The sequence below is a fragment of the Alienimonas chondri genome (assembly GCF_013036045.1).
GTDB lineage: Bacteria > Planctomycetota > Planctomycetia > Planctomycetales > Planctomycetaceae > Alienimonas > Alienimonas chondri.
Genome location: NZ_WTPX01000123.1, coordinates 1 through 14,217, shown reverse-complemented (window position 1 = coordinate 14,217; position 14,217 = coordinate 1). Strand labels below are relative to the sequence as shown.

The 14,217-nt window shown below is 69.0% G+C and carries 13 protein-coding genes; 1 reads left to right on the top strand and 12 read right to left on the bottom strand.

Features of this window, described 5'->3' with window-relative positions; genetic code table 11:
- Positions 1-131 precede the first annotated feature (131 nt).
- The 6 genes from LzC2_RS16085 to LzC2_RS16060 all read right to left on the bottom strand — a co-directional run bounded on the left by LzC2_RS16085 (position 132) and on the right by LzC2_RS16060 (position 4,668).
- Complete coding sequence (locus LzC2_RS16085) at positions 132-581, bottom strand: BlaI/MecI/CopY family transcriptional regulator (RefSeq protein WP_171188859.1); 450 nt, start codon at positions 579-581, stop codon at positions 132-134.
- Positions 582-780: 199 nt separating this feature from the next.
- On the bottom strand, positions 781-1,320 hold the full coding sequence (locus LzC2_RS16080; RefSeq protein WP_171188857.1) for a hypothetical protein: 540 nt from the start codon (positions 1,318-1,320) through the stop codon (positions 781-783).
- Positions 1,317-1,910 carry a hypothetical protein gene (locus LzC2_RS16075; RefSeq protein WP_171188855.1) on the bottom strand — a complete coding sequence of 198 codons (594 nt, stop codon included), beginning with the start codon at positions 1,908-1,910 and terminating at the stop codon, positions 1,317-1,319. The genes LzC2_RS16080 and LzC2_RS16075 overlap by 4 nt, the downstream gene beginning before the upstream one ends.
- A 166-nt stretch (positions 1,911-2,076) precedes the next feature.
- Positions 2,077-2,730: a hypothetical protein gene (locus LzC2_RS16070; RefSeq protein WP_171188853.1), complete on the bottom strand. Its 654-nt coding sequence runs from the start codon at positions 2,728-2,730 to the stop codon at positions 2,077-2,079.
- A 49-nt stretch (positions 2,731-2,779) separates the two neighbouring features.
- A complete protein-coding gene (locus LzC2_RS16065; RefSeq protein ID WP_171188851.1) occupies positions 2,780-3,331 on the bottom strand; it encodes a cysteine hydrolase family protein in 552 nt (183 codons plus the stop codon).
- A 149-nt stretch (positions 3,332-3,480) separates the two neighbouring features.
- Positions 3,481-4,668 carry a hypothetical protein gene (locus LzC2_RS16060; RefSeq protein WP_171188849.1) on the bottom strand — a complete coding sequence of 396 codons (1,188 nt, stop codon included), beginning with the start codon at positions 4,666-4,668 and terminating at the stop codon, positions 3,481-3,483.
- Between the two features lie 266 nt (positions 4,669-4,934).
- Here LzC2_RS16060 and LzC2_RS16055 point away from each other — a divergent pair, with 266 nt between their 5' ends.
- Positions 4,935-7,607 (top strand): P-loop NTPase family protein, encoded by a 2,673-nt coding sequence (locus LzC2_RS16055; protein ID WP_171188847.1) that lies wholly within the window; start codon positions 4,935-4,937, stop codon positions 7,605-7,607.
- A gap of 91 nt (positions 7,608-7,698) precedes the next feature.
- Here the strand turns inward: LzC2_RS16055 and LzC2_RS16050 are convergent, their stop codons facing one another.
- The 6 genes from LzC2_RS16050 to LzC2_RS16025 form a co-directional block, all read right to left on the bottom strand.
- Entirely contained in the window at positions 7,699-9,141 is a 1,443-nt protein-coding gene (locus tag LzC2_RS16050; protein WP_171188846.1) for a phage portal protein, read from the bottom strand.
- Positions 9,142-9,325: 184 nt separating this feature from the next.
- Complete coding sequence (locus LzC2_RS16045) at positions 9,326-10,873, bottom strand: terminase large subunit domain-containing protein (protein WP_246255058.1); 1,548 nt, start codon at positions 10,871-10,873, stop codon at positions 9,326-9,328.
- Positions 10,866-11,279: a hypothetical protein gene (locus tag LzC2_RS16040; RefSeq protein ID WP_171188844.1), complete on the bottom strand. Its 414-nt coding sequence runs from the start codon at positions 11,277-11,279 to the stop codon at positions 10,866-10,868. Before LzC2_RS16040 ends, LzC2_RS16045 begins: the two co-directional genes overlap by 8 nt.
- Positions 11,272-12,705, bottom strand: a complete 1,434-nt coding sequence (locus LzC2_RS16035) for a hypothetical protein (RefSeq protein WP_171188842.1) — start codon at positions 12,703-12,705, stop codon at positions 11,272-11,274. Before LzC2_RS16035 ends, LzC2_RS16040 begins: the two co-directional genes overlap by 8 nt.
- Before the next feature lie 71 nt (positions 12,706-12,776).
- Positions 12,777-13,421, bottom strand: a complete 645-nt coding sequence (locus LzC2_RS16030) for a ParB N-terminal domain-containing protein (protein ID WP_171188840.1) — start codon at positions 13,419-13,421, stop codon at positions 12,777-12,779.
- Between the two features lie 74 nt (positions 13,422-13,495).
- Positions 13,496-13,813: a hypothetical protein gene (locus tag LzC2_RS16025; RefSeq protein ID WP_171188838.1), complete on the bottom strand. Its 318-nt coding sequence runs from the start codon at positions 13,811-13,813 to the stop codon at positions 13,496-13,498.
- Positions 13,814-14,217: the final 404 nt, after the last annotated feature.

The window sequence follows — 14,217 nt, the reverse complement described above, 5'->3', positions numbered from 1 at the left end:
GCCGGGCGAGCGCGTGCAGCGCCGCCGCGGCCAGCGTCACCGCGGTGACCTGCACCGCCGCCCACAACCACGCGATCACGGTGGACGAAACGGTGGGCGAAATGACGGGCGAGAGAGCCGTGGGAAAGAGATCACTCATCGTCAGCCCCTTCGTTTGACGCACCCTGTTCGCGGAGCACCTCTTCCAGCAGATCGCGTTCGGCGGCGCTCAGGCGGTCGTCCACCAACCGGGCCAGCAGCGCCTCCCGCGATCCGCCGAAAACCTTGCGCACCAGTTCCCCGACCAGCGATCGGCTGACTTCCTCGAACCCCCGAGCCGCCCGATAGCGGTGCGGGCGCCGGTCGTCGGTGCGATCGAGGAACCCCTTGCGGTGCAGGATGGAGACCAGCGTGGCGACCGTCGTGTGCGCCAGATCGCGGCCGTCGGCGGCGAGGCGATCGCGCAGCTCCGCGACGGTGGTTTCGCCCCCGTGATTCACCCCGTCGGCGCCCTCCCCCGCCGGTTCCCGGGACGCCGCCCAGACGGCGTGCATCACCTCCAGCTCACGGTCGGTCAGTTCCTCAGCGGGCGGACGAGCCATCGGCGTGCGCGGCCTCTCTCGGGCAAGTCGGGGCGACTTCTGGTTTCTTAGATTTGGTTTTACAGAAGCGTCGCGCCGCGAGCAAGGGGCTGATGTTTGGGGGCCAGGCTCTCGCCGCGGCGGGTTCGTTTTGGAATCGGCTCATGGCGCGCCCGTGGAGCGCATCGGGCGGCGGCCGATTGCACTGAAGGACCGGCGCTCAGGCGAACGGTTTGGGCGTCCTGGGCGGGGAGTCGCGGGAGCCGTCGGCGCGGACGGTCACACGGCGGTTCGACCACGCCTGTCGCAGACCGAGGGCGATCATGGCGGCGCCGAAGCCGCCGAACGCGAAGCCGTGCAGCAGCAGCCAGCCCGGCCCGCCGTTCGCCAAGGCGAAGAACGCCCCCAGCCCGCCCGCCGCGAACAGACTGCCGAACGCCGCGGTCCCGCAGCCGCCGCGAATGCCCTTCCAGTCAGTCGCGGCGTGCGTCGGGGCGGTCCGCCGGCGGGCGACCCGGCGACGGCGGAGGCGGACGACCTGCCGCAGCAGTTCCCGCTCCCCGATCGCCCGGCGTTCAAGCCGCTCCACCTCCTCGGTCCACCGGACCCCGTTCTCCACGTGGATCAGCAACGCCGTGCCGCAGAACCCGCACCGCACGACGTGCTCGGGATCTCGTTCTTCAGAGGGCGCATCCAGCGGCACCGGTCCGCCGCAGTGGTTGCACGGGGCGGTCGGTTCGTCGGCCGGCGCGGCGCTCATGAGATCCGCTCCTCGTTCCTGCCGTCGGCGTTCTCCTCCGACGAGAGCCGGCGTTCGAGGGCGGCCCGTTCGGCCCGATACCGCTCCCGGCCTTTGTGGAAGCGTTCGGCCTGAACCCACTTCGGCAGGGCGAACGCCAGCAGCAACGCTCCGCCCCCCAGCGCCATCGACCAGGGGAACCGATCAGCCAGCCACGAGGTCGCCAAGCCCCACGCGATCAGCGACAGGGCGACGAGCGTCAGGAAGATCGCCGTGCCGCGGTTCGGCGACAGCGGCTTGCCGTTTTCGTCCCAGCCGTCGATCAACGTGGCCCGGCGGCGGTTCCAGCGGTCGTCCAACTCGTGGAGCTTCTCCTCGATCCGCAGCCGCCGCACCGCGCGGCTCAGCCCCTCGACCCGCCGCCCCAACCGCCGCACCCGCTTCGCCGTGACGGTCCCGCGGCGCCGCTTCAATCGCACCGTCGCGTTGCAGTGATCGCAGGTGAGGAACCGCACCGCCCGCCCCGCCCCGCTTTCCCCCGGCCCGCTTCCCCCCGGCACCGGCAGCGGGGCGGCGCACTTTGGACAGGCCAGCGTGAGGAGCGTCGGCATCGGAACGGAGCGAACGGAGACGCGGAGCGAACGACGACGGACGGGGACGATCGAACGCAGCGTACCGGCGGCGCTCGCCTCGCCTCATCCGAGATACGCCGCCGGGCCGCGCCCGCTTCCCGCAATCCGCCGGCCCCGGGCGGGCGGTTCGTGCGACGCCGGCGCCTCAGAGATCGCCCTTTGCGTTCCTGCCCCGTGGCGCGGCTGCGTCGTTCGCACGAACCGGCGCGTAGACGTCCAACAGCGAGCGAAAATAGAACCCGTCGTTGGCCATCCCGAGGTTCGCCGGCCCGAGGCGATTGTTGTTTTGAAGCTCCTCCGGCACCCCGACGAAGCCGCTGAAACCGCCCCGCTCGTGAGCCCAGACCGTGAATGGATCCCCGATCCGCGGCTCGAACGAACCGCCGTCTTCAAATCGCTGGCTGTAGTACCGAAACGTGACCGGCCGCGGGAGCGGTTTGTCGTTCACCGCCGTGATCCGCAGCAGCGTCTTGCCGTGCCAGGCTTTACCGTCGGACCGCTTCCCGACATACGCCTCGCCGGAGACTTTCACCACGGTCCCCACCGGCACGCCCAGCAGGCCGATCGTGCGATCGGCCCGCAGGTCGCGGACGGAGATCGTCGGCGGCTCGTCGCTTTCCCCTTTCGGCTGTTGGAACGCGACCGGGACGAACGCGGCGGACGGGGCCGGCGGCGGCGATTGGGGCGAACCGAGCAGCAGCCCGGCGGCGAGGCCCGCGAGACCGGTCGCCCCCGCGAGCCACAGCGGCCGTTGGGTGCGGAATCGAGCAGGGAGCGGCACGGAGGCGGGCGGCGTCATGCGAGCAGGCTGGGGGAGAGGCGAACCGGCCCAGCGTACCGCCTGCCCCTCACCCGATCCGGTCGCGCCACTCGGCGCTGTCGATCACGTCGCTGATGAACATCTGCTGGGCGACCAGCGTGCTTTCGTGCAGGGTCGCGGCGGCGACGCTACCGGCCTTGTTCGTCACGTCCAGCGTGCCGGTCGCGTCGCGTAAGAACTCCACGTTCAACCCGCGATGGAACGCCTGCCGGGCCGTCGTGTCGCAGCAGACCTGCGTCATGTAGCCGGCGATCGTCACGGTGTCCGCGCCGTGGTCCTTCAACCAGCCGGTCAGCGGGGTGTTCGTGAAGGAACCGGGCAGGTTCTTGTCGATCAACACGTCCCGCGGCCGCTCCGCGACCTCCTGATGCAACTCCCATTGCTCCGACCCGTGCCGGAACACCGGGGCGTCCGGGGCGGGCTGATGGTGCCGGATCACCGCCGTCGGCACCCCCTTGTCCGCCGCGGCGTCCATCACCGCCAAGATCGTTTCCAAGTGCCCCGTGGGGTGCGTGATCGGGAACGCTCCCCCGGGGAAGTATTCGTTCTGAACGTCAACAATAAGCAACGCGCGGGGCATAGCGGGCGACCGGGGGGGGGAAGGAGCGGCGGAATCTTATCCGTGTGCCCCGCCCCGACCGCCCGGCCCGGCCCCAGCGACCCCGTCCGGGCGACCCCGTCCGGGCAACCCCGAGCCGATCCGGGGCGATCCGGGGCGCCCGCCACGGGTTACCGCTCGTCGATCCCCCCGCGAATCGCCCGCTCGCGGATCATGTCCTCCGCGTCCGCCGCCTCCTCGGCGTCCTGAACCTCCACCTCCCGCACGGGCCGGGGGTAGTCGCGACCGCGGCGGAACTCTTCGTTGAAAACCGCGACCATCAAGTTGGCCCCGGCGGCGGTCACCTCCGCGTCCGCGGTCACGGAGACCGTCACCCGGGCCGCGCCGCCGTTTCCGTCGGGGCCGGCCCCGACGACGTCCGCGCCCACCTCGATGCTCGCGGCGACTTTGCGGAGGGCGTTGGCGACCAGCGTGACGATCGCCGCTTCGCCCGGATCGCGACGCATCATCGCCGCGGGCAAGCCGTTGAGGACGTTCTCCGCGAGCGTCACGGCGGCTTCGGCAGTGCGTTTCAATCGACCGGCGGCCTCGGCGCCGGGGCTGGCGGCGACCAGTCGGGCGGACAGCGCCCCGTCCTGCAGATCGACCGCGACGGCGTAGGCGTCCGCCTCCGCGATCGCCGGCCGGAGCAGCCCGAACGCGGGAATCCATTCGTCCTCCTGACGGGCGGCGAAGTCCAGTTCCCGCAACATCATCCCGCGCACGATCGTCACGTCCCCGAACGCCAGCAGCGCCGCCGGCGCCTGTTCGCCCAGTTTCTCCGCCAGCGCCGCGGCGGAGCCGGCCGCGGGGGCGTTCGCGGCGCCCAGCGCTTCCAGCGCGCCGGCGTTCCCGCGGCCGTCGGAGATCGCCAGCGTGCGGCCGTCCGGCAGCATCTGGGCGATCCCGCGTTCGATCAGCCGCGCCGGTCCCTCGAACGGCTCGGTCGCCCGAAACAGGAAGATCGGCTCGCCGAACGGCTCGCGGCGGGGGTAGCGATCCTCCGGATCCGGCGCCGGGGCCGGCGGGAGGAAGATGGCGACGCCCTCCACCTGATCGATCCTCAGCCCCAGTTCGTCCAACGGCTCCGCCATCGGCTCCCCCGCCGCCAACAGCGGGGCGAAGGACCGCCGAAACAGCCGATCCGTCCGCACGCGACTCGCATCCACCGTCATCCCCCCCACGGCGTCCGCCGGAATGAGATGCAGCAGCGGCGCCGCCCTGGTCACGGTGATCCGTTTCTGCGCCGAGGCGAGCGGAACGACGACCAGCAGCGCGGCCCACGCCGCCACGAAACCGAGGGGACGAGCGACAGACACGGGAACCGCTCCGAACGAAGGACTGTGGAACAGGGGGAACCGCCCGCAGCCTACCGTGGCGATGGTTTGCAGGTCAGGGGCGGGCGGGCTCCCAAATGGCGCGATGAGCGATTGCACAGCAACAAGCGAGTCCTTGATATTCTCCAGAGACCGACGGCCCATTTCTGGCGATCAAGTTGAATCCGAATCCGCAGCAGCCTGACGTCAAAGGACTTGCCGCTCTGACGGCAAGAGTCCTTGAGAAGGGGGAGCCGATCCTCAGTTTGGTGACCGCCGCCGCCGCGACTTGGCCGCTCTCGGGACCGGCGTTCGCGGGTCTCGTGGCAGCAGCTGCGTCTCTGGTTGGCGTGCAGGGCGTGCGGGCATTGCGCGAACATCAGGGCGAGCGCACGCTGGACAGGGTGCTCGAAGTCGTCGAAGAGCATGCGAAAGGCCAGATTAGCACCGGGAAGTTTATTGCCGAGAGCGAGGATCTTGAAATCCCCGTGTCGAAGGACGACCCCAGCTATGGAGCACGGGCGTTGTTCACGTTCCTCCGGCACGAATTGCTCAACGCAGAACTGCGCGACGCTGACGCGAAAGAACGCACGGCCCGCATCGAACGAGTCGTATATCGACTGCTCCAAGACTCCGGCGATCTCGCCGCCGCACTCGCTTGCGGGTTCGCAACTCAGGCGGAAGGACTCGAACGGGTGCTTCTTGAAGTGGAACTGACCCGCGATGACTTGGCCGACCTCGCCAGTAATCTTCAGGGCCGCTTAGACGCTCTCGATGCGCGATTGGAACACGCCCCGCCGCTGGCGATGCCGTCGGCTGGGCGGGTCGCCGGGATGGCCCGCGGCGAGATTGAATCTGCCGCCGACCGCTTTCACTACAGCACAGAGCAGGTTCCGCTGTTCGGTCGCGAGGATCTGCTGCAAGAGTTAGAGACGTTCCGTACTGCGGACTCTCTTTTCGCTTGGTGGCTGCTGACTGGCCCCGGCGGCTCCGGCAAAAGCCGGCTGGCCTTCCAAACCTGCCGGGAAGCTCGAAACGCTGGGTGGTGGGCCGGTTTCCTTAGCCACGATCACGGCCCGTCCGGCGGCTATGACGGGTGGCACGAATGGACCCCACGCCGCCCCACGTTGGCGGTGATCGACTACGTCGCCGCTCGCCACGAGCGGGTCGCTGCATGGCTTACGAGTTTAGCGGAGCGGGCCGAATGCTTCGAACACCCTGTTCGGGTGCTCTTATTAGAACGCAGTGCCAACGAGACCGATCCATGGTTTCAATCATTGGTGGGCGGCCCGTCCGGCGGGGCGGCCGGACGCCGACGCGATTGCCTCCACGAAGCCCCTCTCGGCCTCCCGCCTCTCGACCCGGAATCGCTGTGGCGAACGATGATGCACGTTTGGGACGCATCGGGATACCAGCCCTATCCGTCTCGCGACTCCACTTTGGAAGCCCTTTCGGAAATTGATCAAGAAGGCCGCCCGCTGTTCGCGGCCTTTTTTGCAGAGGCGATCGCGGAAGGATTGGGCCCAGACGGGATGTGGAATCCGCAGTCGCTCACCGAGGCGATCCTCGCACAAGAGGTTGACCGTTGGCGGGCAGTCGGCTTCGACGGCAAACACGCTAATTTGCTCGCTCTCGCCACAATGGCCGGTCCGATCGAGGCGGAGCAGTTAGACGCCCTCACCGACCCAGCCGGACCGGCCCTGCCAATCCCAGCACTGGACGACTACAACGAGAACGAACTGAGACGCATGAACGGCTTTGCCGCCCCGACAGAAGTCGACGCCGCCGTTCCTTTCGAGCCAGACGTACTCGGCGAATGCTTCGTCTTGCAGCGACTGGCCGGCAAGCTGTGGGTGTCGGAAGGCAGTGCAGCATCGACCCAGCGAGACGTTGTCAAGCTGGCGAAGTGGGCGTGGGAGACTCGACCTGAGGAGACGGCAGCATTCACCGCAAGATCGTTCCGTGATTTCCCAACAGGTCCTGAAAACGTCGACGGGGGGGCCTCTGCCCTTTCACTACTGACTGGGTTGAACTCGCTTCCTTGCGAATTGTCTGAAGCGGCCGTAGTCACTTCGCTCTGCATCCCCTTCGTTCACGTGCGGCTTGGGGAAGCGGCATCAGATGCATGGGTCGATCGATTAACTCAACTCTCAAATGGCGACCCGCTTGTCGCCGCGGCTCTGACGACAAGGGGGGCCGTTCGTGAAGAGATGAAACCGCCAGAAGCAGAAGAGGCAGACAGCGACTACACCCGAGCCCTCTCTCTTCCCGGGGCCACGCCGGCGCAAAAATCCCATGCAAGATACCAGAGAACTCTCGCTCGCCAGCGTCTAAGGACTGCCGCCCTGACGCACCTTGAGCGAAACTGGGGTGTCGTGATATGCGCCCCCGAAGGACTCCTCCCGGTGCAGATAGCAACTGCGTATGCCAGTCGCGCGGCTGTACGAATCGACCTTCGACAATGGGGACCTGCCAAAGAAGACTTTGATGAGTCGGTCAGGCGGTCACGGAATATTTCTGAAGACCTGTTTGCTACGGCTCTCATGAATCGGGCTCGAGGACACTTGCGAAGCGAACCCCCGAACTTTTCTTTAGCGATGAAAGATTTCACAAGTGTGGCTGAAGAGCTAATTAACGCGAGCGAAGAACTGCGGTCTTGCGCTTATTTCAACCGGGCTGTTTTGTTTGAGCAGGCGGGCGATGTTGAGTCAGCGATATTGGGCTACAGTTTCGTCTTGGAGGAGTTGTCGGCACCGCCGGTTGAAGACCTGGTCAAATGCTCTGTAAACAGAGGCCTTCTGCTCGTGGCAAAAGGTTTTACGAAAGATGGCCTGCGGGATCTGGCATTCGCCATCTTACAGTCTGAAGAATGTGGAATGGAGGGCGTCGGGAAGCGGCTGGCGCCCGTGCTGGAGGAACTGGGGCTCAGCAGCCCTGCGTAGTCGGGCCTTCATTCGAGGCGACTAGATTGAGGTCTGCTTCCACCTTCATCGGAAGCTAGTCACTCTATTTGGGGGCTCTCACGAACGCCCCTCATTTCTCCTCCCCGATCTCCCGCCGCATCCTTTGCGGGTCCACGCCCTCCCGTCGGGCCAGTTCGGCACGGCTGAGCACGCCGGCGGCGACCAGTTTCACGTCGGCGCCGCGTTCGGCGGGGCGGTCGCGGTGGGCGAGGTCGGCGAAGGTGAACTGCGGCGTCAGGCTCGCGGCCGCCTGTTCGCTCACGGCGCCGCGGGCGACGGCGTCGGCCGTCAACTGCGCCCACAACCGGGCCAGGGCGGCGGCGAAGAAGCGTTGCTCCGCGGCGAACCGCTTCACCGCCGGACCCTCCGCCGCCATCGTGCTGGCGTAGTTCGCGTTGCTGGCGTCCGCCGTCAGCATGAACTCCGGCAAGCCCACCCCCGCCGCGGCCCCCAGCAAGAGCGCCCGACCGATCTGGCTGGCCTCCGCGAAGCTGCTTTTGGGGGCGAGGAACTGTAGATCGGTCGCGTCGGAGGTGGTCAGGATCGAACCCGGGGCGAAGACCTGCCGGCCGGTCCGTTCCCCCGCGAAATCGCCCGTCGTCCCGCCGCTGTCGCCGTAGGCACCGACGTTCCCCTGCACCTTCCGCCACAGCACCACCGAGGCCTGCACCCGCCGGGCCGTCAGCTCCGTCTCCAACCACTCCGCATGCCGGGTCAGCGGACCGATCAGCGGGGCCAGCACGCTCACGCCGCGGACCTCCGCGTCGTCCGCCCCGGCCTTCACGTGCAGGATCTCCGCGGCGGGGATCGTCTCGACGTGCTCCCCGGTCGTCGGGTCGATCCGCAGATAGGCCACCGGCGTGACCGCGTCCGCCGGGTCCGTCAGCACGCCCAGGCTGTCGGGGCGCTCCCGCGTCGCCCCGATCTCCTCCGGATCGAGGAACCGCGCCGCCGGCACGTCCCCAGTTCCGTCCGAAGCGGGCCGGGCGAAAATGCGGACGAACGCTTCGCCATCCCGCCAAGTGCGAACCGCCAGTTCGCACAGCGTGACGTGCGGAGCGTTCGCCTCCCAGAACCGCCGCCAGAGACCGCGCAGCTCGATGTCTCCCGGAAGAGAGTCATTGTCTCCCGCTATGCCTTCCGTATCTGGAGACCGACGGGCGTGGGAGAGGGTCACGCCCGGTCCGACGACGTACGCCTCCAACACCCGCAGGGCGTTCTTGGCGTACGGGTTCTCCGCGGCAAGCTCCCGGGCCACGTTGCGAGTCTCCGCGGAAGACAGCCGCCCCGGCGCGCTGCGGGACGAACCGCCGACGCCCACCTCGGCCCAACCGGCGTCGGTCGTCGGCGCCCCGGCGTAAGCGGCGCCGTCGTGAACCGAGTAGGCCGACGGCCGACCGCCGCCTTCGCGCAGCGTCCCCTCCATCAGGGCGAGAGTCCGCTCCCGGGCGAGTCGATCGCCCTTCGCTTTGAGGGCCGCGGCGGCGAGGGTGTCTTTGAGCAAGGTGAACATGGGATGCGTTTCAGGGGGAATGTTGAAGGGGAAAGAAGGGCAAGGGGCGCCGCGATCGAACCGCTGCGTGTCGTAGCGGCGGCTTCCAGCCGCCGACTCTCGGCGTGGCCGTTCGTGCGTCCCCCGCTCGCTGCGCTCGTGGACGGCGGCAGGATGCCGCCGCTACGGCTCATCGCGGACTGCTCTAAAACATGGAACGGGACACGACCAACGAATCGCCGCCCTTCGCCTGCGGCTCGCCCAGCGCCCAGACGGCCAGACTCAACGCGAACGCCCGGTCGTCGTGGCCGCCGGGGGGATGATCGAACCGCACCCGCCCGCCGGGCCGTTCGATCAACTCCAACGCCCGCAACTCGGCGGCGAGATCATCTGTTGTCTCCGTCGTGTCTCTCAGATGACTCCCGACAGAGCCGGCGCCGGGCCGGAAGGCGAGGCGGCCGCCGTAGACTGCGGTTCGCAGGCCGCGGGCGAGGTCGTCGTTCCCGCGGCCGGCGGCGAAGGCGAACCGTTCGATGCGGACCCGCCCCGCGAGCCGCTGGGCGAGGCCGGCGAGCTGGTACTCGTCCGCCACCACCCGCACGCCGGGGTACTTCGCGGCGACCTTGAGAATCCAATCCTCGACCCACGACACCGGCACCGGCCGATCCGGAGTGGGGGCGGCGACGTCCAGTCGATCGACGACGATCCGACCGCTCCGCGGACAGCGATGCGCCACGCAGCAGGCGGTTCGGTCGCGTTTCTCCCCGTAGTCCACGCCCGCGGCATACCGCACGCCGGGGCGGCCGACGGGGTGCACGTCCAGCGAGACGTCCTCGCAGGCGGCGACCTCCGTAGGGGTGAAGAACGCCGCCGCGGAGTTCGCCTGCCATTCGTTCAGCCACAACCGCGCGAAGACCGGCTCGGGCAGCAGGGCGCGTTGCTCCGCCAGCGCCGCGGGCATCACCCACGGGGCGCAGGGACCGGGCAATCGGCGGAACATCCAATCCTCTCGCGTGCGGGCCGCCTCGCGAGCCGTCCATCGCCAATCGCGACCCCACCCGGCGTTCGTCAGGACAACCAGGAGACAACCGGGAGTCTTCGCCGCGCTGCTGAGCAGCGAATGCCACAGCCCGGCGTCGGCCCAGTGGCAGAGTTCGTCGCAGATCACGAAATCGGGCGTCAGCCCGTAGCTGCTGCCCACGTCCCCGCTGAGGACGTCCAGCCGGGCGCCGGTCGCGGGGTTCACGATGCGTTCCGCCCCGACGTTCAACGAGCCTAAGACCTGCGGGTTCGCCCGGACCAGTGCCGCCAGCGCGGACCGCACCAAACCGGCCTGATCCTTGTCGGCCGCGGCGACGACCCCGCGGATCGGTCGGCGGGCGAAGCGGAGAACCCAGGCCAGCATGACCGCGGTGTCCGCCGTCTTGCTGTGCCCCCGCGGCCGTTCCAGCCACGCCCGGCGGGCGGGCGAGCCGGAGGTAACGTATCCCTCCGGCACAGGCACGGCGGCGACGCGACACCAGGCCGGGTCGAGGGCGACGAAGTCCGCCCGCTGCCACGGCAGCATCGCTTCGCCGAACGACGGGCCGCCGGGTTCTAAAGAAAGCGCGGCCCGGAACGCCCGCGGATCGGCGGACGCCGCGTCCAGCGCCGCCGCCGCCCGCCGCGCCCGCCGGCGGGCGATCTCCCGCCGCACGTGGGATTTCGTATAAAGATACCGCCGCCGCGGGGCGGCGAGAATGAGGTCAGGCATTCAACTGCTCCCCCAGTTCCTCCTCGGGCGTCTCGCCGATCGGGCCGTTCAATTCGACGGTCTCTTCATCGGTCGGAACCGCCGGCGGGGGCGGGCGGAACTTGAGATAGAGGCTGCGGTCCGCGGAGGCGCCGGACAATGCTTTCTGATAGGTGACGGCGAGGACGTTCAGGCTGCGCATCGCGTCCAGCCGACCGAGCTGCACGGCGAGTTCGGCGTCCTCGGCGAGGGCGGCGAAGAAGTGCAACGGCTCCACGCCGGCGTCCGCACAGGCCTTCTGCGGGGCGGCGCCGGCGCTCAGCGCCCGCACCACCGCGGTCCGTTGCTCGTTCGTCAGCGGAACGGGCTTGAACGGGCCGCCATCTTCCGATTCAAACAGGAATTCAAAGGGGGCGGCGTCACTCATCGCAGCCCTCCAATTCCTGCCGACGGCGGGTCAGGCGGTTCGTTTCGAGCACGGCCGGGGCGGAACGATTGTCGCGAATCAAATACGCCGGCGCCGCGTGACGGCTTTTGGCGTGCGAGACGGCCGAAAGCGTCGCTTTTTTCTTACCCCGCCCGCCGGCTCCGTAGAGGGCGCTGTGCTGTCGCAGGTCGTTCGGCTTGCTTGAACGGGACGGCGCCGGCTCGACCGGGAGCTTGACGAAGCCGGACCGCTCTAGAAACGGGTGCGTCTGCCCTAATTGCGTGAGGGATTCGATCCACGGAAACGGGCAGGCGTCGCAGGCGGCGGCGACGAACGGGGCCGCCAGCGAGCACCCCCGATAGGTCGGATGCAGCACGACCCGAGACAGCGTGACCAACTGGGCGTTCATCGCTTTGAGGCCGGCTGAGGTCCATCGCGAGCCTGTGCCGAAGTATTGGTTCCGCCCCCGCAACGAAAGCGGGGGAGAACAGAACAACGCGATCCCCACCGGCTCCGCGGTTGAAGGACTCTCATCTGACTTACCGATGACTCCCGGCGGACGCACATGCCAGAGCATCACGCCGAAGCGGACGACGCCGACGGTGTGGGCGCGGTAGTGCCAGTCGGCGAACGCCGGCCAGTCGCCGCGGGAGGCGACGGTCAGCCGCAGATCGCCGGCGAAGGAGATGCGGCCATCGAGATCGTCCGGGGCGAACAGCGGGCCCAACGATCGGCGGCCGGCGAGAGGGTTCTGTTCCTCCTCTGCCGGGGTCGCGTCGGAGAGCGGCGGGCCGGCGGACCGGCAGCGCACGGCGTGATGCGGGGCGAGGTCGTCAGCGAGATCGTCGTGCGTGGTCGCCAGCAGAAAGCCGACGCCGGTCGCCGCGCATAATCGCCGGACATTGTGGGCGACCGCCGCGGCCAGCGTGCGATCCAGCACGGCGGCGAACTCGTCGCAGACCACCGCCCCCGGCTCCTTCCCGCCCTGTGCTAGGCAAACCGCGAGAGCCAGGCGGAACCGAAAGCGCTGCCCGTCGCTCAACTCCGCGGGGGTGCGGAGAAGCAGGCGGGGCTCGGCCAGTCCGCACTTTGAGAGCAGGGCGCAGGCGGCGTCGAACCCGATCGGCAGGGCGTCCGCCAGCGGGCGGTCCGGCAGGGTCAGGGCGTCCGCTCGCACGACGGGCGGACCGCCCGCTGCGGCGTCGGATTCCAGTCGGTCGGCGGCGGCCCGCAGCAAGGTGCTCTTGCCGGATCCGCTGGGACCGGTGAACAGCGTGATGCGGCCGGGACCGGCGTGAACCGGCAGATCCTCGGCGATCGTGAGGCGGTCGGCCGGGGCGACGTCCAGCCCGAACGACGCCGCGACGCGGGCCGTGTTCAGGCTCCGCCGCCGGGGACGCAGGGGATGAGAAACGGAGAGGTGCATGTTCAAAGGCGGAAGGGGAAAGGCGGAGGGGGGAAGGAGCGACGTTCCGCTCGTTCGGGGCGATCGGCGGCTCACTCCGGCGCCCCGCGGACGACGACCGCGAGGTCGTGATCGCCCACCAACGCGTCGAGGTCCGGCCGGACGGCGGACCAGCGGTCGGTCGGAACTTCCAACGAGACGCGAACGAGCGCCGGTTCGTCCGACGGTTCTCCGGTGGCCTGGGAGTCGGACGTAGTCACGCGGGAGTCATCCGGGAAACAACCGCTGGGGCCGGCGGGCGTCATCAGCAGGGCGTCGAGTTGATTCGGGTCGAAACCGGTGAGGGCGGCGTCGAACTCGGCGTCCGGCTTCAGCGCCTCGGCGGAGAGTTCGCCCAGCAGGTCGACCAGCTTCGAGCCGTCCCAGGCGCCGCCGACGTCGGCGTTGTTCAGGGCGATGCAGAGCGCCTTTTCTTCGGCGTCCGGCAGATCGACGACGACGCAGGGGGCGACGTCGGGACCGCCGTGCTCGGCGGCGTCGTGCTTCAGGACTTCCAACCGCTGATGACCGCCGACCAGCAAGCCGCTGCGGCGGTTATAGACGAGCGGTTGGACCAGTCCGAAGGCTCGCACGCTGGCGGCCAGCTTACGCCACCCGGCGTCGCCGGGTTTCAGCGCGATTCGCGGGTTGTGCGGAGCGGGGGCGAGGGAGGACAGGGGGAGGTGTTCGAGCTGCATGGTTGGAAGGCGGAAGGCGGAAGGCGGAAGGCGGAAGGCGGAAGGCGGAAGGCGGAAGGCGGACGAGGCGTGGCTCACGCTGGCGCGTCCCTTCCGCCTTCCGCGATCCCCGCTCCGCCTTCGTCCGCCTCCTCTCGATCCGGGCGGAAGCGGGTTTGCAGGGAACGGCGGGTGGCGTCGAGACCGCGGTTCACCTGCCGGCTGGTCAGGCCGAAGGCCAGGGCGACGCGATCCGGCGGCCAGCCGACGCCCTCGGTGAGGGTCAGCATCGCCAGGCGTTTCCAACGGCGGCTGTCTTCGGCGGCGTACTCGGCCCGCAGGCGGTTCCAAAACTGTTCGGGATCGCGGCGGGGAAGCAGGGTTTTCGTCCCGCGGGACGTGGCGATGGACATGAGGAGAGTCTTTCGGAGAAGGGCGGCGGCGGTGCCGTAGTGTCATTGTGTACACTAATACGTTCAGTGGTATTGTGGGGCGGCGGCGGGCGGTCGGGAAGACGGGTCCGGCCGATCGGTGGCCGAACGGGGGAAATGTTTGAGAATGGCCGGACCGCCCGGTCCGACGGCGATTCGACCGCCCCGATCGCGCCCCCGGCGATCTCCGCCGTTCGCCGAAGAAACCCCGTTTTTCTCGTCTCATGTCCCGTTCCGCCGTCGACCCGCCGACCGGCGCCGTTCCCCCGACCGGCGCCGCCACGCCGCAGGACGTCGCCTCCGGGGCGGCGCTCGAGGACGCGTCGGTCGGGCGTTATCGGAAGCAGGCCCGGTTCGCTCCGCTGGGGGCGGCGCCGGTCGGGGGA